This is a genomic window from Roseomonas sp. TS2, from assembly GCF_058833935.1.
Genome location: NZ_JCACVY010000072.1, coordinates 1 through 19522 on the forward strand (window position 1 = coordinate 1; position 19522 = coordinate 19522).

20 protein-coding genes are annotated in these 19522 nt (G+C 71.2%); 10 read left to right on the forward strand and 10 right to left on the reverse strand.

Features of this window, described 5'->3' with window-relative positions:
- The coding region (gene pstC / locus ACZJYS_RS12905; protein WP_493178715.1) for a phosphate ABC transporter permease subunit PstC at positions 1–961 on the reverse strand (961 nt) is incomplete at its 3' end.
- A 111-nt stretch (positions 962–1072) separates the two neighbouring features.
- Positions 1073–2125, reverse strand: coding sequence for a phosphate ABC transporter substrate-binding protein PstS (pstS, locus tag ACZJYS_RS12910; RefSeq protein WP_493178674.1), 1053 nt, complete (start codon positions 2123–2125; stop codon positions 1073–1075).
- A 441-nt stretch (positions 2126–2566) separates the two neighbouring features.
- Between pstS and ACZJYS_RS12915 the strand changes: the two genes are divergently transcribed.
- Positions 2567–3427 (forward strand): SDR family oxidoreductase, encoded by an 861-nt coding sequence (locus tag ACZJYS_RS12915; protein WP_493178676.1) that lies wholly within the window; start codon positions 2567–2569, stop codon positions 3425–3427.
- Positions 3428–3493: 66 nt separating this feature from the next.
- Positions 3494–4825 (forward strand): sensor histidine kinase, encoded by a 1332-nt coding sequence (locus ACZJYS_RS12920; protein WP_493178680.1) that lies wholly within the window; start codon positions 3494–3496, stop codon positions 4823–4825.
- A 23-nt stretch (positions 4826–4848) separates the two neighbouring features.
- Here ACZJYS_RS12920 and ACZJYS_RS12925 read toward each other — a convergent pair whose 3' ends face one another.
- Complete coding sequence (locus tag ACZJYS_RS12925) at positions 4849–5052, reverse strand: hypothetical protein (protein WP_379633884.1); 204 nt, start codon at positions 5050–5052, stop codon at positions 4849–4851.
- 111 nt (positions 5053–5163) lie between these two features.
- Between ACZJYS_RS12925 and ACZJYS_RS12930 the strand changes: the two genes are divergently transcribed.
- Positions 5164–5589 carry a VOC family protein gene (locus ACZJYS_RS12930; protein ID WP_493178685.1) on the forward strand — a complete coding sequence of 142 codons (426 nt, stop codon included), beginning with the start codon at positions 5164–5166 and terminating at the stop codon, positions 5587–5589.
- A gap of 42 nt (positions 5590–5631) precedes the next feature.
- Here the strand turns inward: ACZJYS_RS12930 and ACZJYS_RS12935 are convergent, their stop codons facing one another.
- Positions 5632–6918, reverse strand: a complete 1287-nt coding sequence (locus ACZJYS_RS12935; protein WP_493178690.1) for a M20/M25/M40 family metallo-hydrolase — start codon at positions 6916–6918, stop codon at positions 5632–5634.
- A 161-nt stretch (positions 6919–7079) separates the two neighbouring features.
- Complete coding sequence (locus ACZJYS_RS12940) at positions 7080–8750, reverse strand: DEAD/DEAH box helicase (RefSeq protein ID WP_493178692.1); 1671 nt, start codon at positions 8748–8750, stop codon at positions 7080–7082.
- 530 nt (positions 8751–9280) lie between these two features.
- Here ACZJYS_RS12940 and ACZJYS_RS12945 point away from each other — a divergent pair.
- From ACZJYS_RS12945 to ACZJYS_RS12960, 4 genes are read left to right on the forward strand one after another with little or no spacing between them, the layout of a single operon-like run.
- A complete protein-coding gene (locus ACZJYS_RS12945; RefSeq protein WP_493178694.1) occupies positions 9281–10414 on the forward strand; it encodes a methionine ABC transporter ATP-binding protein in 1134 nt (377 codons plus the stop codon).
- 1 nt (position 10415) lies between these two features.
- A complete protein-coding gene (locus ACZJYS_RS12950) occupies positions 10416–11081 on the forward strand; it encodes a methionine ABC transporter permease (RefSeq protein ID WP_109517621.1) in 666 nt (221 codons plus the stop codon).
- Between the two features lie 34 nt (positions 11082–11115).
- Positions 11116–11928, forward strand: coding sequence for a MetQ/NlpA family ABC transporter substrate-binding protein (locus tag ACZJYS_RS12955; RefSeq protein WP_109517620.1), 813 nt, complete (start codon positions 11116–11118; stop codon positions 11926–11928).
- A 12-nt stretch (positions 11929–11940) separates the two neighbouring features.
- Positions 11941–12765 carry a MetQ/NlpA family ABC transporter substrate-binding protein gene (locus tag ACZJYS_RS12960; protein ID WP_493178698.1) on the forward strand — a complete coding sequence of 275 codons (825 nt, stop codon included), beginning with the start codon at positions 11941–11943 and terminating at the stop codon, positions 12763–12765.
- Positions 12766–12843: 78 nt separating this feature from the next.
- Here the strand turns inward: ACZJYS_RS12960 and ACZJYS_RS12965 are convergent, their stop codons facing one another.
- The gene (locus ACZJYS_RS12965) at positions 12844–13833 is read right to left on the reverse strand and encodes an MBL fold metallo-hydrolase (protein WP_493178700.1); all 990 of its coding nucleotides are present in this window, start codon (positions 13831–13833) and stop codon (positions 12844–12846) included.
- Positions 13830–14687 carry an ATP-binding protein gene (locus ACZJYS_RS12970; RefSeq protein ID WP_109517745.1) on the reverse strand — a complete coding sequence of 286 codons (858 nt, stop codon included), beginning with the start codon at positions 14685–14687 and terminating at the stop codon, positions 13830–13832. The genes ACZJYS_RS12965 and ACZJYS_RS12970 overlap by 4 nt, the downstream gene beginning before the upstream one ends.
- A 147-nt stretch (positions 14688–14834) precedes the next feature.
- On the opposite strand from ACZJYS_RS12970, the gene yajC reads away from it, so the two are divergent.
- The gene (yajC, locus tag ACZJYS_RS12975; RefSeq protein WP_109517618.1) at positions 14835–15182 is read left to right on the forward strand and encodes a preprotein translocase subunit YajC; all 348 of its coding nucleotides are present in this window, start codon (positions 14835–14837) and stop codon (positions 15180–15182) included.
- Between the two features lie 215 nt (positions 15183–15397).
- On the opposite strand, the gene ACZJYS_RS12980 is transcribed toward yajC, so the two are convergent.
- Entirely contained in the window at positions 15398–16036 is a 639-nt protein-coding gene (locus ACZJYS_RS12980) for a superoxide dismutase (RefSeq protein WP_493178704.1), read from the reverse strand.
- 139 nt (positions 16037–16175) lie between these two features.
- Here ACZJYS_RS12980 and ACZJYS_RS12985 point away from each other — a divergent pair, with 139 nt between their 5' ends.
- Positions 16176–17039, forward strand: a complete 864-nt coding sequence (locus tag ACZJYS_RS12985) for a phytoene/squalene synthase family protein (protein WP_493178706.1) — start codon at positions 16176–16178, stop codon at positions 17037–17039.
- On the opposite strand, the gene ACZJYS_RS12990 is transcribed toward ACZJYS_RS12985, so the two are convergent.
- Positions 17036–17500 carry an Lrp/AsnC family transcriptional regulator gene (locus ACZJYS_RS12990; RefSeq protein ID WP_493178708.1) on the reverse strand — a complete coding sequence of 155 codons (465 nt, stop codon included), beginning with the start codon at positions 17498–17500 and terminating at the stop codon, positions 17036–17038. The two genes, ACZJYS_RS12985 and ACZJYS_RS12990, sit on opposite strands and share 4 nt — an antisense overlap.
- 149 nt (positions 17501–17649) lie before the next feature.
- Here ACZJYS_RS12990 and ACZJYS_RS12995 point away from each other — a divergent pair, with 149 nt between their 5' ends.
- Positions 17650–18906, forward strand: coding sequence for a D-amino acid dehydrogenase (locus tag ACZJYS_RS12995; RefSeq protein WP_493178711.1), 1257 nt, complete (start codon positions 17650–17652; stop codon positions 18904–18906).
- Positions 18907–18957: 51 nt separating this feature from the next.
- Here the strand turns inward: ACZJYS_RS12995 and ACZJYS_RS13000 are convergent, their stop codons facing one another.
- Complete coding sequence (locus ACZJYS_RS13000; RefSeq protein ID WP_493178713.1) at positions 18958–19425, reverse strand: DUF192 domain-containing protein; 468 nt, start codon at positions 19423–19425, stop codon at positions 18958–18960.
- Between the last annotated feature and the right edge of the window lie 97 nt (positions 19426–19522).

Sequence of the window (19522 nt, forward strand, 5' to 3'; positions counted from 1 at the left end):
AGGCAGCCAGCACGATGAAGGAGATGACGAACAGGATGAAGCCCAGCCCCAGCAGGGCGGAGAGCTTGAGGCTGCCGAGTTCGCTCTCGCCGAACTCCAGCGCGACCACGGAGGCGATGGTGTTGCCCGGGCCGAACAGGCTGGTGGAGATGCGGTTGGCGTTGCCGATGACGAAGGTGACGGCCATGGTCTCGCCCAGGGCGCGGCCGAGGCCGAGCATGATGCCGCCCACCACCGAGACGCGGGTGTAGGGCAGCACCACGCTGCGCACCACCTCCCACTGCGTGCAGCCGAGGCCGTAGGCGCTCTCCTTGTAGACGGGCGGCACGGTCTCGAACACGTCGCGCATGGTGGCGGCGATGAAGGGCAGCACCATGATCGCCAGGATCAGCGCGGCGGTGAAGATGCCGGTGCCGAAGGGCGGGCCGGCGAAGAGGTTCTCCAGCACCGGCAGCGTGCCCAGCGTGTCGATGATGAAGGGCTGCAGGGTCGTCGACATGAAGGGGACGATCAGGAAGAAGCCCCACATGCCGTAGATGATGGAGGGCACCGCCGCCAGCAGCTCCACCGCCGTGCCGACCGGGCGCTTCAGCCAGGCGGGCGCCAGCTCGGTCAGGTAGAAGGCCACGCCGAAGGCCAGCGGCACGGCCATGATCAGCGCCAGCACCGCGGTGACGATGGTGCCGTAGATGGACACGCCGGCGCCGAACACCTCCTGCACCGGGTCCCACTCCGTCGAGGTGACGAAGCCGGGGCCGAAGGTGCGGAAGGCCTGCAGCCCACCCAGGAACAGCTCCAGGATGATGGCGCCGAGCAGCAGAAGCACGAGCACGCCGGCGCTGCGGCAGGCGGCGGCGAAGATGGCGTCGCCCAGCGCGCCGGAGCTTCGGCCCCGGCGCAATTCATGCGTGGGTGGCGGCGCCGTCTGGGCGGAGAGGGTTGCAGCCTGCTGCAAGGGGATGCTCCGGAAAGCGGGTTTGCGGGGCGGGATAGCGCCCGGCCCGGCTTGCGGGAAGCGGGCGGACCCTTCCGGAACCGCCCGCCCTGGTCTCGTCCGCTCGTACTGGCCGGATTAGTTGGCCGGCCAGACCGGCTTGCCGTCCACCTTCACCTCGGCGGCCCAGGCGGCGCGGATGGCGCTCTCCACCGTCTCCGGCAGCGGGATGTAGTCGAGCTGCACGGCCATCTGGTCGCCGTTCTTGAACGCCCAGTCGAAGAACTTCATCACGTTCTGCGCCCGGTTCGCGTCCTGCGGGTTCTTCGGCAGCAGGATGAAGGTGGGCGAGACGATCGGCCAGGACTTGTCGCCCTGGGTGTCGATCAGGCTGGCGGCGAAGTTCGGCGTGGACCAGTCGGCATTGGCGGCGGCGGCCTGGAAGGCCTCCGGCTCGGCCTGGACGAAGTTGCCGGCCTTGTTGCGCAGCTGGGTGGTGACCAGCTTGTTCTGCGCCGCGTAGGCGTGCTCGACATAGCCGATGGCGCCGCGCACGTTGCGCACCGTGCCGGCCACGCCCTCATTGCCGCGGGCGCCGGTGCCGGCGGCCCACTTCACCGAGGTGCCGATACCGACGCGCTGCTTGAACTCGCTGGAGACGGCCGAGAGGTAGGAGACCCACACATAGGTCGTGCCCGAGCCGTCGGCGCGGTAGACCGGCGCGATCGCCAGGTTCGGCAGATTCAGCCCCGGGTTCATCTCGACCAGCTTGGGGTCGTTCCACTTGGTGATCTTGCCCAGGTAGATCTCGGACAGCAGCTCGCCCGTCAGGCGCATCTGGTGGTCCTCGACGCCCGGGATGTTCACGATGGCGACGAGGCTGCCCATGGTGGAGGGGAACTGGAGCAGGTTGTGCTCCTGCAGCTGCTCGGCCGTCATCGGCGCGTCAGAGGCGCCGAAATCGACGGTGCGGTTGCGGATCTGCGCCTGGCCGGCGCCCGAGCCGACGGACTGGTAGTTGAGCTGGATTCCCGCGCCTTCCTTCGCCGCCTCGCCCCACTTCTGGTAGAGCGGGTTGGGGAAGCTCGCGCCCGCCCCGGTGATGGTCGCCTGCTGCGCGTGCGCGGTCATGGACAGGCCAAACGTGGCCACAACGCCAGCCGCCAGGGCCAGAAGTCGATTGCTCACCATATCTCTCCGTTCTTGCGTCCGGTCCTGGCCGCGCAGGGCACGGCGGGGGGCCGGTTCGGTTGGACGCCTTCTAGGCCCGGGGCACGACGACTCTATTTCATATTTATGAAGGTTCGATGACAGGCCGGGCGCTTCACACTGCCCTCAACCCCTGAAACTCTTGCCCTGGCGGCTGGTTGTTCGGGCCAGCATGCCGCATCCACAACGTGCCAGGGGCCCGCGGTCACACCGGTGGACAGCCTGGCCTGGCCCATCGAAGGAAACCCATGGCTCTCCATACGCCATGGGTATCCGGGCTTTTGCACGTCCGCAGGAAGCATCCCGGCTCCGCACCCGCAGGCCCGCTGCCGGCGCGTCGCGGCCCGCCGGCGCGGCTGCCGCAATCCCCTCACATCCGGCGCCGCCTTCCTCGTCGCCCGAGAACCGATCCGAGAACCGCCGATGAGCCAGCAGCCTTCCGCCCCTCCCGCGGCCGTGCAGCCCCGCCAGCCGGGGCGGGAATGGGCGATGGACCCCGCCCCCCGTTCCGCCATGCGCGACTACCGCGCCGCCGGGAAGCTGGCCGGCAAGGTCGCCCTCATCACCGGCGGCGACAGCGGCATCGGCCGCGCCGTGGCGGTGGGCTTTGCCAAGGAGGGCGCCGACATCGTCATCGGCTACCTGGAGGAGCACGAGGATGCGCGGGAGACGGAGCGGCTGGTGAAGGAAGCAGGCCGCGAGATCCTGCTCTGCCATGGCGATATCGGGGATCCGGCGGTGGCCGGGCGGCTGGTGGCCGAAACCGTCGCGCGCTTCGGCCGCATCGACATCCTGGTGAACAACGCCGCCGAGCAGCATGTGCACCACGACTTCGCCAGCATTCCGGTGGACCAGGTGGAAGCCACCTTCCGCACCAACATCCTCTCGCAGTTCTGGGTGACGCGCGCGGCGCTGCCGCACATTCCGCGCGGCGGGTCCATCATCAACAGCACCTCCGTCACCGCCTATCACGGCAGCCCGACGCTGATCGACTATGCCGCCACCAAGGGGGCGATCGTCGCCTTCACCCGCTCGCTCTCCATCGCCCTGGCCGAGCAGGGCATCCGCGTCAACGCGGTGGCCCCGGGCCCGATCCGCACGCCGCTGATCCCGGCCACATTCGATGCGGAACGCATGGAGAAGCACGGCCAGTCCGCCCCCATGGCTCGCCCCGGCGAGCCGGATGAGGTGGCGCCGTGCTACATTTTCCTCGCCGGGCCGGATGCGTCCTACATGTCCGGGCAGGTTCTGCACCCGAATGGAGGCACCGTGGTCAATGGGTAGTCGCGGCAAGAGGGGGGACAAGGATCAGGGGAAAGCCGGACGCCATCCCGGTGCGGCGCTTCCCGGGTGATCAAGATCGTCTCGCGCCTGCCGCGGGCCGGAGGTGTCATCTCCAGCCAGCTCGTGGCGCTTGGCTGCGCGTTGGCGGGCATGCTGGCATGGGAGGCCGCCGAGGCCCTATGGCCCGGCACCCATGGCCCGGCCCTGCTGCTGCCGGCCATCGCCCTTGCCGGCGCCGTCGGTGGCCGTCCGGGCGGGGTGGGTTGCGTGCTGTTCCTGTCCCTGCTCACGCTCGGGGAGGAACTGGCCCTTGGGCATGGAACCCTGTCGGGCGGGGAGGCGCTGACGCTGCTGGCGGCGGGCCTGCTGGTGGCACTGGTGGCTGGCGAGCTGCGCCACGTCACCGACGAGGGAAACCAGCTCCGGCAGGCCCTGCACGAGATGGAGGCGCTGGGCCAGGCAGGCCGCTGGAAATGGAACGCGGCCAGCCAGACCATCAGCCTCTGCGCCAGCGCCTGGCGCGTGCTCGGGCGTCCCGCCGGCACGGGGCCCGTCTCCCTGGGGCAGTTGCACAACCACCTGCACCCCGATGATCTGGAGGCCTTCCGGCAGGCTGGCCGCGATCTGGAGACAGCGCCGGTCGAGGTGGTGTTCCGCCTGCTGCCCGGTGCCACGGGCGAGACGCGCGCCCTTCTGCTGCGCGGCCGGCCCGCCGGGCCGGGGGAAGCCGCCGGCGTGCTGATGGATGTCACGGCGCAGCACAGGGCGGAACAGGACTGGGCCCGGGCCGTCGCCCGCCATGAACGGCTCTACCGGGAATTGACGCACCGGGTGAAGAACAACTTCCAGCTCGTCTCCAGCCTGCTGCGCCTCCAGGCCCGGCGCACCCAGCCGGAGGTGAAGGCGGCACTGGAGATGGCGGGCGAGCGCATCCAGAGCATGGCGGCGCTGCACGAGGCGCTGCATCAGGCTGGCGACGCCGGGAGCGTCCCGCTCGATCGCTATCTGGAAACCTTCGCCCACTGGATCATCCGCCACTGGATGGCGCGGCGGCCGGTGGTCCTCCATGTGGAGACGGTTCCGGCATCGCTCAGCAGGGACCGTACCCTGCCTCTCGGCATGGCCGTGGCGGAGATGGTGAGCAACGCGCTCCGCCATGCCTTCCCGGAGGGGCGGCACGGAAACATCCACCTCCGCCTCGAGCGCGAGGAGGACATGCTGGTGCTGAGTGTCGAGGATGACGGGGCGGGCATGGACGCGCTGGCGGCCATGCGGTCCGCCGGGTTCGGCATGACGCTGCTGCAATCCTGCGCACGCCAGCTGGACGGGGACCTGCTCACCGAGCACCGTCCCCGGACCCGGTTCAGCCTGCGCTTCCCGGAGGCAACGCCGGACTGAACGGGACGGGCGATGCCGGTGTCTCAGCCGCCCTTTTTCGTGTTTTCCGTGTCTTCCTTCTCAGGCTCCTCCCAGCCGACCGTCTGCGTCGGGCTGGACTGGGACGGCGGGTCGCTGGCCGGAAAGGTGTCCTCCAGGGCCTTCTCCAGCTCCTGGTCGTTCTGGCGGGCGTCCTTGCCCTGGGTCACGGGCTGATGGGGCGGGGAGCGGGTTTCCGGCGAGGCCATCGCGGTTCTCCTTGGATCTGTCAGCCGGGCCTGCGTGCCGGCATTCAAGATGAGCAACCCTCGGCGGCCGGGCCGGTTGCATCATCACAGCCCAGGCCAAGGACAGGACCCATGACCGCCCTCCGCCCGGCGGTACCCGGAAAGCTGCTGGAGACCGCCCTCTATGTGCGGGACCTGCGCGCGACACGCTGGTTCTACGAGCACATCCTGGGGCTGGAGTGCCTGCGGGCCACCGACACCTTCTGTGCCCTCGGCATCGGTCCTGGCGTGCTGCTGCTGTTCCGGCGGGGCAGCGCCGCGGCCGCCACCGAGACGCCGGGCGGCCATATTCCGGGGCACGATGCCGGCGGCCGGCAGCACATCGCGCTCGGCGTGGCGGCCGAGACCCTGCCGGCCTGGCGGGAATGGCTGGCGCTGAACGTCGTCGCGGTGGAGGGGGCGGTCTCCTGGCCAGGCGGCGGCCACAGCCTGTTCCTGCGGGACCCGGAAGGACATCTGGTGGAGCTGGCGACGTCCGGCCTCTGGCCAGGGCGCTGAGCGGAACTTCCCTTGCCGGACGACTCTGCCGGAGCGGCGTGCTCAGAAGCCGTCCAGCGGCTGCTCCGGTGCATCGGCCAGATAGGCCAGGACGGCGCGGCCCAGGGCTTCGACATCCTCGACGGTGGTGAATTCGTTCACCGCCTCCTGGCGCTGCCCGGGCCGTGTCAGCCCGCCGACCAGGATCTCCTGCACGCCGGCCTGCTGCACGAAGCCGAAGGCCGACCCTTCCAGGCTGCTCGCGCGGCGGAAGCCATCGGGCGCGAAGCCGAAGCCCCAGCTCAGCGCGCGTTGCCAGCGGGCGCCATGCGGCCCCTCCTCCGGCGCCAGGGCGGCGGGCAGGTGGCGCACCATCCGGCATTCCAGGGCACAGCCAGGAACCTCCAGCCCGGCCATGGCCGCGCGCAGTTCCTCCAGCGCGGCCTCCGCGCCTTCCTCGGGCGTGAAGCGGCGCTGCACGACCACGGTGCAGCGCCGCCGCATGCCGCCATCCGGGCTCATGCTCACGGAGGCGACCGAAAGCTGGGCGGAGAGCTGGATGCCCTCGCCCTCCGGGGCGGCGGGCAGGGTGCTGAGACGCTGCGATACCTGGTGCTGCAGCTCCGCCAGCCGCGCCAGGACTGGCAGGGCGGCCTCGGCATCGGCGGCGCCGTCGATGCGCAGTTCCACCGTCAGCAGTCCCAGCGCCCCGGCCCAGATGCGGGGCGCGGCCATCCCGCCCAGCGACAGGAAATGGCCCCTCACCTCGCCCTGCTCGCAGAGATGGCGCAACACGGCGCCGCTGTCGTCATGGGGGGTGAACAGCAGCACGGGGTCGAAGCGCAGCGGCAGCCCCACCGCATCGGCCGCGCGCAGGGCCGCCCATACGGCGGCGATGGCCCCCTGCCCGCCGCGCGTGCCACAGCCGAAAAGCTGGCTGCCCCGGCGGGTCAGGGCATGGGGAGGGCGCGTCCAGCGGGGATCGGGCGCGGCGACGCTCAGCGGCATGTGGATGGAGCAGACCGGGCGGCCGGTGCGGCGGGCGGCGACAAGGCTGGCCGGGGCGGGCTCCGTCTGCGCGGCCTCATCGCCACGCGCCTCACCCGGCGGGGCGATGCGCCGCAGGTTGAAGCCGAGCGGCGCGAACATCTCCTGGAGGGTCTGCGCCAGGGCGGTATGGGCCAGCGCCGTGCGGGCGGACGGCGCCTCCCCAACGGAGAGATCCAGCCCGACCAGGCGTGCCAGCCCGTCGATCCAGCCGGTGGCGCCCAGCAAAGGCGCGGCGAGGCTCAGCCGGTCGATGGCGAGATCATCCCCAGAATCGAAAGACGTCTGCTCGTGCCACGGCATCAATCCTGCTTCTCCTCGATCCGCCAAACGTCGGCCAGTCCTCCTTCCAGGACGACGAAGCGCCATTCTTTGTCCGTGAAGCTCCGCCTCTAGCAGATATGGAAGCCGGCAGGAGGGAGGGCATCACCTCCGCACAGCAACTTGAACAGGACCAGACCGCCTCAACGAAACTGTGGGCGGCGTCCCCGATCACCGCCGGAAGGGCGCGGGCCGCGGGCGGTGTGCCCTGCCGGCACCGGCTCCACGCGGATATGCGGGTCATCCGCATCCGGCCGGCGGGCCGCGGCGGCGAAGCGGCCGGCGGCATAGGCGGCCACCTCGAACTGCGTCTCCCGACCCAGGATGCGGATGCGGCCGATCTCGTCGCGCGCCACCTGGCCGCGCCGGCACAGGAAGGGCAGCACCCAGCGGGGATCGGCATTGCCGTCGCGCCCCACATTGATGCGGAACCACACGCCTTCCTGCCCCGGGCCGGTCGGGCGCTCGCGCGCCGGGCGGCGCGGCGGGCCGGCCTCCACGGCGGAAAGCTCCTCCGGCGCCGGCAGCGGCGCGCGCAGCACCTTCACCAGCGCGGCGGCGATGGCCTCCGGCGCGGCGCCGCCGTCCAGCAGGGCGCGGGCCACGGCGGTGTCGTCGGCCGAGGGCTCATCGGCCAGCAGGGCCTGGGCCTGGGCGGCCAGCCGCTCGGCATCGCGCGCATGGATCGCCTCGGCGGCCGGCGGCGGGCCCCATTCGGCCTCGACGCGCGCGGCCATCAGCAGCCGCTCGGCCATGCGGCGGCGGCTCGGCGGCACGATCAGCACCGAGGTGCCCTTGCGCCCCGCCCGGCCGGTGCGGCCGGAGCGGTGCAGCATGGTCTCCGGCTCCTTCGGCAGCTCGGCATGGATGACCAGGCCGAGATCCGGCAGGTCGATGCCGCGCGCCGCCACGTCGGTGGCGACACAGACCTGGGCGCGGCCGTCGCGCAGGCCCTGCAGGGCGCGGCTGCGCTCGGCCTGCGAGAGCTCGCCGGAGAGCGCCACGGCGGAGAAGCCGCGCTCGGAGAGGTTGCCGTGCAGCCGCGCCACCGCCGCGCGGGTGGAGCAGAAGACGATGGCGCGCGGGCTGTCGGAGACGCGCAGCAGGTTCACCACCGCCCGCTCCACGTCATAGGGCGCCACCAGCACCGCCTTGTAGGCGATGTCGACATGCTGGCCGCCCTCGCCCTTGGCCTCGATGCGCAGGGCGTCGCTCTGGAAGTTCTCGGCCAGGCGCGCGATCTCGCGCGGCACGGTGGCGGAGAACAGCAGGGTGCGGCGGTCCTCCGGCGCGGCGCCGAGGATCTTCTCCAGCTCCTCGCGGAAGCCGAGGTCGAGCATCTCGTCCGCCTCGTCCAGCACCACGGCGCGCAGCGCCTCGGGGCGGAGGTTGCCGCGGTCCAGGTGGTCGCACAGCCGGCCCGGCGTGCCGACGACGATGTGCGCGCCCTGCGAGAGGGCGCGGCGCTCCGCCACCGGGTCCATGCCGCCGACGCAGCTGACCACGCGCCCGCCGGCCGCGGCGTAGAGCCAGGAAAGCTCGGTCCGCACCTGCAGCGCCAGTTCGCGCGTCGGCGCCACCACCAGGGCCAGGGGGGCGCCGGCGGGCGGCAGGCGCTCCGCCTCGCCCATCAGCTCCGGCGAGACGGCGAGGCCGAAGGCCACTGTCTTGCCCGAGCCGGTCTGCGCCGAGACGAGCAGGTCGCGCCCCGCCGTCTCCGGCTCCAGCACCGCCGCCTGCACGGCGGTGGGCTCGGCATAGCCGCGCTCGGTGAGGGCGCGCAGAAGCGCTTCGGGCATCACAGGAAAAGGCATGTGTTCGAAAGATCCGCCACGGTCGGGTGGTGCGCACCCGGGTCTGGGGCGCTTCCTCTGCGGGATGTGGGCGCGATGGCGCCGCTCACCCGGCAGGATGCCGCGCCTTCTACAGCCTCTGCGCGAGATTTGCACGCCATGGCTGATCACGAGGACGAGCCATGCGTTCAGCGCATGGTCTTATGAGGCGCTTCCATGCTTGCGGTCGGGCTGTGGTTTCTCCATTCTCCGCATCGGAAGGGGAATATGCCTTCCCGCGGGGATTTGACGGATGCAGCTTGCGCCGCGACACCAAGTGCTAAAGCGCCAGGAAGCCGGGCTGCGGGCCGGGAGGGTGAAGCCCTCCGCCGCCGGTCGCTTCGTGGGTCATCCGACCGTGTTGGAGATGCCCGGAGTGCCCATGACCTGTCGAATGCCCCTCTGCTGAACGCCGGATTGCTGACCGCCGGCTGATCCGCCAGGCACGGTGCCGCCGTGCCGCCGCGCCGCGTGGCGCCCTCCTCCCCCGCTTTCACGTCATCGGAACTGCCATGTCTGTTTCTGCCGCCGCGCCGGCGCCGCCGCCCGCGCAGCCCGGGGCCGCAACCGGAGCCGGCCCCGGCCCCGCCATCGACCTGCGCGACCTGCGCCGCCTCTTCACCGGGCGCGGCGCCGCGACGAAGGCGCTGGACGGCGTCTCGCTGCAGGTGGCGCCGGGCGAGATCTTCGGCATCGTCGGCCGCTCGGGCGCCGGCAAATCCACCCTGATCCGCTGCGTGAACCTGCTGGAGCGCCCTGATTCCGGCGCGGTGCGGGTGCTGGGCGAGGACCTGCTCGGGCTGGACGGCACGGCGCTGCGCGAGCGGCGCCGGCGCATCGGCATGGTGTTCCAGCACTTCAACCTGCTCTCCTCCCGCACCGTGGCGGAGAATGTCGCCTTCCCGCTGGAGGTGGCCGGCGTGCCGCGCGCCGAGCGCGCCCAGCGCGTGGCGGAGGCGCTGGCCCTGGTGGGGCTGGCCGACAAGGCGGGCGCCTACCCGGCGCAACTCTCGGGCGGGCAGAAGCAGCGCGTCGGCATCGCCCGCGCGCTCGCCCCACGCCCGCGCATCCTGCTCTGCGACGAGGCGACCAGCGCGCTCGACCCCGAGACGACGCAGGAGATCCTGGCGCTGATCAAGCGGCTGCGCGACCAGCTCGACCTCACCGTGCTGCTGATCACCCACGAGATGGCGGTGGTGAAGGAGATCTGCGACCGCGTGGCGGTGATGGAGCGCGGCCAGGTGATCGAGGAGGGCCGGGTGTTCGACGTCTTCACCCGGCCGCGCCACCCCACCACGCGCCGCTTCATCGCCGACACCATCGGCCATTTCATCCCGCCCGGCACCGTGGCCCGCCTCCCCGCCCCGCGCGAGGGAGAGGAGCGGCGCCTGCTGCAAGTGCTGTTCGCTGGCCCCAACAGCACGCGCGCCGTCATCAGCGAGGCCTCGCGCCGCTTCGCGCTCGACCTCGACATCATCTCGGGCCGCATCGACGAGATCGCCGGCGAGCCTTTCGGGCTGATGGCGCTCGCCGCCTATGGCAGCCCGGAGCAGATCGACGCCGCCACAGCCTGGTTCACCGAGCTGGGCCTGACCGTGACCCCGGTGGACGCCCCGACCCTCCAGACCAAGGCGGAGGCCGCCTGACATGATCCCCTGGCTCACCCCGATGCTGGAGCAGCTCTTCGTCGAGGCTGCCATCGAGACGCTGACCATGGTCGGCGGCGCCGCCGCCATCGCCATCGTCTTCGGCCTGCCGCTGGCGCTGCTGCTGCACGCCACCGACCGTGGCGGGCTGGCGCAGAACGGGCTGGTGAACCGGCCGCTCGGCCTGCTGATCAACGCCGTCCGCTCCACCCCCTTCATCATCCTGATGGTGGCGATCGTGCCCTTCACCCGGCTGGTGGCCGGCACCTCGATCGGCACGGGCGCGGCCATCGTGCCGCTGGCGCTGGCCTCCACGGCCTTCATCGCCCGCCTGTTCGAGACCGCCTTCCGCGAGGTGGACCGCGGCGTGGTCGAAGCCGCCCGCGCCATGGGCGCCACGCGGCTGCAGATCCTGTGGAAGGTGCTGGTGCCGGAGGCGATGCCCGGCCTGATCGCCGCCGTCACCGTCACGCTGGTGAGCCTGGTCGGCTACTCGGCCATGGCCGGCGCGGTGGGCGGCGGGGGCCTGGGCGATCTCGGCATCCGCTTCGGCTACCAGCGCTTCATGCCGGAGGTGATGGCGAGCGTCGTCATCGTGCTGATCCTGTTCGTGCAGGGTCTGCAATCGCTGGGCGACTGGCTGGTGCGCCGCGTCCGCCGCCGCTGACCGTAGACCCGATACAAGAAAGAAGGAGACCGCCATGTCCCTGAACCGCCGCACGCTGCTCGGCAGCGGCCTCGCCCTGCCCTTCCTGGGCAGCCTTCCGGCCCGCGCGCAGGAGATCGGCACGCAGTCCCGCCCGCTGCGCATCGGCGGCACCGCCGGGCCGCACAGCCAGGTGCTGGAGAAGGTGCAGGAGATCGCCGCGCGCGACGGGCTGGTGCTGCGCATCGTCCCGTTCTCCGACTACATCACGCCGAACGCGGCGCTGGCGGCCAAGGACCTGGATGCCAACAGCTACCAGCACCAGCCCTTCCTCGACCAGACGGTGCGGGACCGCAACCTGCCGCTGGTGGCGGTGGGCAAGACGCTGGTCTTCCCGATGGGCGTCTATTCCCGCAAGCACAAGAAGATCGCCGACATCCCGAATGGCGGCCGCATCGCCATCCCGAACGACCCGACCAATGGCGGCCGCGCCCTGGCCCTGCTGGCGGCGAACGGCGCCTTCAAGCTGACCGAGGGCGCCGATTTCCGCGCCACCGTGGCCGATGTGACGGAGAACCCGAAGCGCCTGCGCATCATCGAGCTGGAGGCCGCGCAGATCCCGCGCACGCTGGACGAGGTGGAGGCCGCGGCCATCAACACCAACTTCGCCATCCCCGCGGGGCTGAACCCGGTGCGCGACGCCGTCGCCATCGAGAGCGCCGACAGCCCCTATGCCAACCTCATCGCCGTGCACCGCGACAACAAGGACGCCCCCTGGGTGAAGCGCCTCGTCGCCGCCTACCAGAACGATGAGATCAAGAAGTTCGTGCAGGAGACCTTCCAGGGCTCCGTCGTTCCCGCCTTCTGAGGAGTGGCCGCCATGCTGAACCGTCGTACCCTGATCCTCGCCGGCGGCGCGCTGCTGCTGCCGGCCATCCTCCGCGTGCCGGCCTTCGCGCAGGGCGCGGGCGAGATCGGCACCGCCGCGCGGCCGCTGCGCGTCGGCGTCACCAGCGGCGTTCACGCCCAGGTGCTCGAAGTGGTGCGCGACGTGCTGGCGAAGCAGGGCTTCGTGCTGAAGATCACCGAGTTCTCGGACTTCATCCAGCCCAACGCGGCACTGGCGGCGGGCGAGATCGACGTCAACACCTACCAGCACCAGCCCTTCCTCGACGCGCAGAAGGCGCAGCGCGGCTACGACTTCGTGCCCGTGGGCAAGACCGTGCTGACGGTGATGGGCGTGTTCAGCAAGAAGCACAAGGCGCTGGCGGACCTGCCGAGCGGCGCCCGCGTCGCCATCCCGAACGACCCGACCAATGGTGGCCGCGCCCTGCTGCTGCTGGCCAAGGCCGGCGTGATCGAGTTGAAGTCCGGCGCCGACTACCGCGCCACGGTGGCCGACATCACCGGCAACCCGAAGCGCGTGCGCATCGTCGAGCTGGAGGCCGCCTCCATCGCCCGCAGCCTCGATGACGTGGACGCCGCCGCCATCACCGGCAACTACGCCGTGCCCGCCGGGCTGAACCCGCTGAAGGAAGGCCTGGCCATCGAGGGCACCGACAGCGCCTATACGGTGCTGGTCGTCACCCGCCGCGGCGACGAGGGCAAGCCCTGGGCGCAGACCCTGGCGCGCGCCTATGCCGACCCGGCGGTGAAGGACTTCGTCGAGAAGACCTTCGGCGGGGCGGTCATCGTCGGGGCCTGAAGCCAGGCTTTTGTCGGTTTGGCACAACGCCAAACCGACAAAGTCTTTTTGCTTCTTTTTCTTCAGAAAAAGAAGCTCTTACCTCTCCAATTTCACCACCACGCTCTCGCCGCAGCCTGGCGCGCGGAACCGCGCCTCCGGCAGCCCGGCCTCGGCGAGTGCCGCGCGCAGCCCCTCCACCGGTTCGTCGATGCCTTCCTGCGTCAGCTTGAAGGTGCCGAAATGCATCGCCAGCGCCTCGCGCGCCCGCAGCACCGCGAAGGCACGCACCGCCTCCTCCGGGTTCACGTGCACCACCTGCATGAACCAGCGCGGCGCATAGGCGCCGATCGGCAGCAGGGCGAGATCGATGCCGCCATGGCGCTGGCCGATCTCCTCGAAATGCGCGCCCCAGGCGGAGTCACCGGCGAAGTAGATCCGCCCGCCCGAGGCCGGCTCGATCATGAAGCCGCCCCAGAGGGTGTGCGCCCGGTCGTGCAGGCCGCGCGCGGCGAAGTGGCGGGCCGGCAGGAAGCGCGCCGCGCCACCCCCGGGCAGCGGTGCCTCCTGCCACCAGTCCAGCTCCGCCACATCGCGCATCCCATGCCTCGCCAGGAGCTTCGCATTGCCGAGGCCGGTGAGGATGCGCGGCGCGAAGCGGGCGTGCAGGCGCTTCAGCGTCGGGATGTCGCAATGGTCGTAGTGGTTGTGGCTGAGCAGCACGAGGTCGATGCGCGGCAGCGCCTCGAAAGCCAGGCCCGGCGGCCGCACCCGCTTCGGCCCCATGAAGGAGAAGGGGCTGCACCGCTCGCTCCAGATCGGGTCGGTCAGCATCACCGGCCCGCCATGCGGCTGGATCAGGAAGCTGGCATGGCCGAGGAAGGTGACGGTGGCATGGCCCGGCGGCGGCGCGGGTGGGGCCGGGAAGACGGGGTTCTCCACCCGCTCCGGCCAGGGCGTGCCACCACGCTCGCGCATCAGCCGCCACAGCGCGCCGAAGCTCTGGCCGGGGCGCGAGCCGTCGGGGTTCAGGAACACCTTCCCCTCGCGACGCGCGCCCTGCGGCGGCGGCAGCGGCGCTCCACTCACTCCGGCAGCGCCACGCCGAGCCGCCCGGCGAGGTCGAGGATGAACTGCCAAGCCACGCGCCCCGAGCGCCCACCGCGCGTGACGGACCACTCCACGGCCGCGCGGTGCAGCTCCTCCTGGCTGACGGGCAGCTTCAGCGCGGCGGCATAGCCCTCCACCATGGCGAAGAAGGTGTTCTGGTCGGCATTGTGGAAGCCGATCCACAGCCCGAAGCGGTCGCTGAGGGAGACCTTCTCCTCCACCGCCTCGCCGGGGTTGATGGCGCTGCTGCGCTCGTTCTCGATCATGTCGCGCGGCATCAGGTGGCGGCGGTTGCTGGTGGCGTAGAACAGCACGTTGGACGGCCGCCCCTCAATGCCGCCATCCAGCACCGATTTCAGCGCCTTGTAGTCCTGGTCCTCGCGCTCGAAGGAGAGGTCGTCGCAGAACACCAGGCAACGGCGCGTGCCGCCGCGCAGGATGTTCAGCAGCTCCGGCAGGGTGCGGATGTCCTCGCGCTGGATCTCGATCAGCGCCAGGCTGCCGGGCGTCTCGGCATTGGCGGCGGCGTGGGCGGCCTTCACCAGCGAGGACTTGCCCATGCCGCGCGCGCCCCAGAGCATGGCGTTGTTGGCCGGCAGCCCGGCGGCGAAGCGGCGGGTGTTCTCCAGCAGCAGGCCCTTCTGCCGGTCCACCCCCTGCAGCAGGCCGATCTCCACCGCCGCCACGCGCGGCACCGGCGCCAGCATGGCCGGGCTGCCGCCGTGGGTGGCGGGGTGCCACACGAAGGCGTCGGCCGCGCCGAGATCGGGCCGGGCCGGCGGCGGCGGCGCCAGGCGCTCCAGCGCCGCGGCGATGCGGGCCAGGGTGGGCATCAGAGGGTGGTCGGCGGTGTCGGACAAGCGGGACGCTCCTGGGGCCCTGGCGGGGCGTTCATCGCCCTCGCGGGCGGCAAGGTGTTGACGGCAGGGGCCGGGAGGCTAGTTTCGCCGGCCACACCCGGCAAGACGGAAGCAGCCCCCATGTTCATCTCCCCCGCCTATGCCCAGGACGCAGCCGCCGCCGGCGGTGCCGCCGGCATCGTCATGCAGCTCCTGCCGCTGATGCTCATCTTCGTGGTCTTCTACTTCCTGCTGATCCGCCCGCAGCAGAAGCGCGCCAAGGAGCACCGCGCGATGCTCACCCAGCTGAAGCGCAACGACCGCGTCATCACCGCTGGCGGCATCCTGGGCACCGTGACGAAGGTCAAGGAAGGCTCGGAGGAGGTCGAGATCGAGATCGCGCCGAATGTGCGCATCAACGTGGTGCGCAGCACCATCAGCACGCTGGTGAAGCCGGTGGCCGCCAACGACGTCAAGCCGGCCGCCTGACACCGCGACGCCCACCGTCCAGAGAAAAACCCGGGAAGCACCGCTTCCCGGGTTTTTTTGTCGGACTGCCGTGTCATGGGCGAGACGTCGGGCGCCTTGCTGGGGCGGAGCGGTCCGATCCCGCGCCGGAAGCGGGAACCGCGACTCTGGGCCCTTGCGGTCCGCTTCCGTGCCGCGCCCCCCGTCTCGGCCCTGACCGGCAGCTTGCAGAAAAATCAGGCCGTCTGGCCGGACTTCAGACCGCCGTTGAGCATCAGCTCCTCGACCTTCTCCCAGTTCACCAGCTTGTTCAGGAAGTTGTCGAGGTAGTTCGGGCGGACGTTGCGGAAGTCGAGGTAGTAGGCGTGCTCCCACACGTCGGCGCCGAGGATCGGCGTGCCTTCGCCGGTGGAGACCGGGTTGGCGCCGTTCGGCGTCTTGGTCACCTTCAGCTTGCCGGACTGGTCCATCACCAGCCAGGCCCAGCCGGAGCCGAACTGCGTCACGCCGGCCTGCTTGAAGGCCTCCTTGAACTGCGCGAGACCGCCGAAATCCTCGTTGATCTTGGCGCCGATCTTGCCGGGCAGGCTGTCGCCGCCGCCATTCGGCTTCATCACCTGCCAGAACAGGATGTGGTTCCAGTGCTGGCCGGCCTGGTTCAGCACGGGCAGGCCGTCGGCGCCGGCCTTGCCGGCCTCGGCGACGATCTGCTCCAGCGACTTGCCGGACAGGCCCTTGCTCTCCACCAGGCCGTTCAGCGCGGTGACATAGGCGTTGTGGTGCTTGCCGTGGTGCAGCTCCAGCGTCTCCTGGCACATGCCGGAGGCGGCAAGGGCGGAGGCGTCGTAAGGCAGCGGCGGAAGGCTGAAAGCCATGAGCTGTTCTCCCGATGAATGATTGGACTCGGACGGGCAAGCATCGACCGGCGCCGGAGTTGCGGCGCCGCGCGCTGAAACAGCTAGGCGTGCCCCGATGTGGCGTCAAGCAAGGCCCCTGACGCTTGCACGGCACGGAATGGTGTTCATAACCCTGCCGATGGCCGATCCCGCTCCCCTCTCCCCGATCGCCGCGCTGGCGCGGCGCCACGACCCCGACCGCTTCCTCTGCACGCTGTTCGCCCCGCCAGAGACGCGCGACACGCTGGGCCTGCTGATCGCCTTCAACCATGAGTTGGCGCGGGCGCGGGAGGTGGCGAGCAACGCCATGACCACGCTGATCCGCCTGCAATGGTGGCGCGAGGCGGTGGAGGAGGCGCAGGCCGGGGCGCCGCCCCGCCGGCACGAGGTGGCGGCGCCGCTGGCCGAGGCGATCCGCGCCGGCACGCTGGCGCCGGAGGACCTGCTTGGCATGGTGGATGCCCGGGAGGCGGAGGCGGAGGAGGAGATCCCGAGCCGGGCCGCGCTGCTGGCGCTGCTGCGCGGCTCATCGGGCGGGCTGGCCGTGGCCATGGGGCGGGTGCTGGGGGCGCCGGCTGCCTGTCTGCCCGGGCTGCAGGCGGTGGGCGCCGCCTACGGGCTGGCCGGGGTGCTGCGCAACACGCCCGCCCTGTCCATGCAGGGCCGCTGCCTGCTGCCCGCCGACCTGCTCGCCGAGCACGGCCTGACCCCGGCCGACGTGGCGCGCGACCCGCGCCAGCAGGGCACCGACGCGGCCGCCCGCATCCTGGCCGGGGAAGGCCAGGCGCTGCTGCGCGAGGGGCGCATGAAGCTCGCCGCGCTGCCGCGCGGCGCCGTGGCGGCGGCGCTTCCCGGGCGGCTGGCAGCGCGGGACCTGGCGCGCGTCACCGCCGCCGGCTGGAGCGCGGCGCAGCCGCCGCCGCCGCGCGGGCTGGGCGACAGGCTCGCCGTGATGTGGGCCGGCTGGCGCGGGCGGGCCTAGCCTGCCTCGCGCCCCCGCACCACGGTGCGGATGGCGAAGGCCGACTGGATGCGCGCCACCCCCGGCATGCGGGAGAGCTGCTCCTTGTGGATGCGCTCGTAATCGGCCGCGTCGCGCGCCTCGACGCGGAGCTGGTAGTCGGCCGAGCCGGTCATCAGGTAGCACTCGCACACTTCGGGGCATTGCCGCACGGCGGCCTCGAAGCGGTTGAAGCCGTCCTCCGTCTGCCGCTCCAGCGTGATCTGCACGATCACCACCGTGCGCCCCTGCGGCGCCGGCTCCTCGATGAGGGCGGTATAGCCGCGGATGGTCCCCCCCGCCTCCAGCATCCGCACCCGCCGCAGGCAGGCGGAGGGCGAGAGGCCGATGGCGGCGGCCAGCGCCGCGTTGCTCATCCGCCCGTCCGCGCGCAGCAGGCGCAGGATCTTGCGGTCCAGCGAGTCGAGGACAGTGTCCGGCATATTCTTTCAGGGATTCGCAGGAAATTCGAATGGTTCGGCGCGAATTCGCATGATGTTGCGCGGATCGCAAGCACCTGCCGCCGGTTCGCGCCTACGATACGCTTTCGTCACCAGCCCGTGAGGCTGGGGCGCGGCGGAGCGGAAGCACAATGAAGGTCCTCATTCTCGGTGCCGGCGTGGTCGGCGTCACCTCGGCCTACTACCTCGCCCGGGCAGGGCATGAGGTGGAGGTGGTGGACCGCCAGCAGGGCGCCGGGCTGGAGACCAGCTTCGCCAATGCCGGGCAGGTCTCCTTCGGCTATTCCGCGCCCTGGGCCGGGCCGGGCGTGCCGCTGAAGGCCGTGAAGTGGATGACGCAGAAGCACAGCCCGCTGGTGGTGCGCCCGCGGATGGACCCGGCACAGTGGTCCTGGCTGTGGCAGATGCTGCGCAACTGCACCGACAAGGCCTATCAAGTGAACAAATCCCGTATGGTGCGGGTGGCCGACTACAGCCGCATGGCGCTGGCCGATCTGCGCGCCGAGACGGGCATCGAATACGACCACCGCGAGCGCGGCACGCTGCAATTGTTCCGCACGCAGCAGCAGCTCGACCATGTGGGCGACGATCTGCGCGTGCTGCGGCAGTACGACGTGCCCTTCGAGGTGCTGGACGCGGCCGGCTGCGTGGCGGCCGAGCCGGCGCTGGCGCGGGTGCAGCACAAATTCGTGGGCGGGCTGCGCCTGCCGCAGGACGAGACGGGCGACGCGCATCTCTTCACCCAGCGCCTTGCCGCGCTCTGCGCCGAGATGGGGGTCACCTTCCGCTATGGCGTGGGCATCGAGCGGCTGATGCTGGAGGGCGGCGACATCGGCGGCGTGGTGACGGATGCCGGCGTGCTGACGGCGGACCGCTACCTGCTGGCCCTGGGCAGCTACTCCCCCACCCTGCTGGCGCCGCTCGGGCTGAAGCTGCCGGTCTATCCGGTGAAGGGCTACTCCCTGACCCTGCCGGTGACGGACGCCACCGCTGCCCCCGTCTCCACGGTGATGGACGAGACCTACAAGATCGCCATCACGCGGCTCGGCGACCGCATCCGCGTCGGCGGCACGGCGGAGATCGCCGGCTACGACATGCGGCTGCACGATGAGCGGCGCGAGACGCTGCTGCATTCGGTGATGGATCTCTACCCGCAGGGCGGCGACCCGGCGCGTGCCCTGTTCTGGTGCGGCCTGCGCCCGATGACGCCGGACGGCACGCCCGTGATCGGCCCCACGAAGTTCCCGAAGCTCTTCCTGAACACCGGCCATGGCACGCTGGGCTGGACGATGTCCTGCGGCAGCGCGCGTCTGGCGGCGGATCTGGTGACCGGCCAGCGCCCCAACATCGAGCATGAGGACCTCGCCCTCAGCCGCTACGCCGCCTGAGACTCGCAGAAAAAAGAAGGGGTCCAGGGGAATTCCTTCCCCTGGCCTTTTCTACTGCTCGAAGATCCGGTGTTCCACCTTGTCGCCCGGCCGCAGGTTGAGCCGTTCGGCGGTGCCGGCGGCCAGTTCCAGCGTGGCGCGCACCAGCCCGCGGCTGTCGATGGTGGCGAGGCTGAGCGGCACGGCGCGTTCAGCAATGCGGTGGATGCGCCCATCCTCGCGGATGAACACCATGTCGAGCGAGGTGATGGTGTTCTGCATCCACATGCTGCTCTCGCGCGGCACGCCCCAATCGAACAGCATCCCCTCATCCGGCTTCACCGACGGGCGGAACATCAGCCCGACGCGCTGCTGCTCCGGCGAGACGGCCATCTCGACGCGGAACTCATGGCGCTTGCCGTCGCGGGTGATGATGGCGAGCGGCTCCATCGGCAGGCGGGGCTGCGGCCCGCTTTGGGCGGCGGCGGGGCGGGTGAAGGCGGCGAGCCCGAGCAGGGCCAGCAGGGATCGGCGGCGCATGGCGCTCCTTATGCCACACCGGCCAAGGGTTCCGGCAGCCCCTCCAGCGTGGCGGCGGCGAGGTGGCGGATCTCGCCGCGCACCGGCCCCGGGCGGG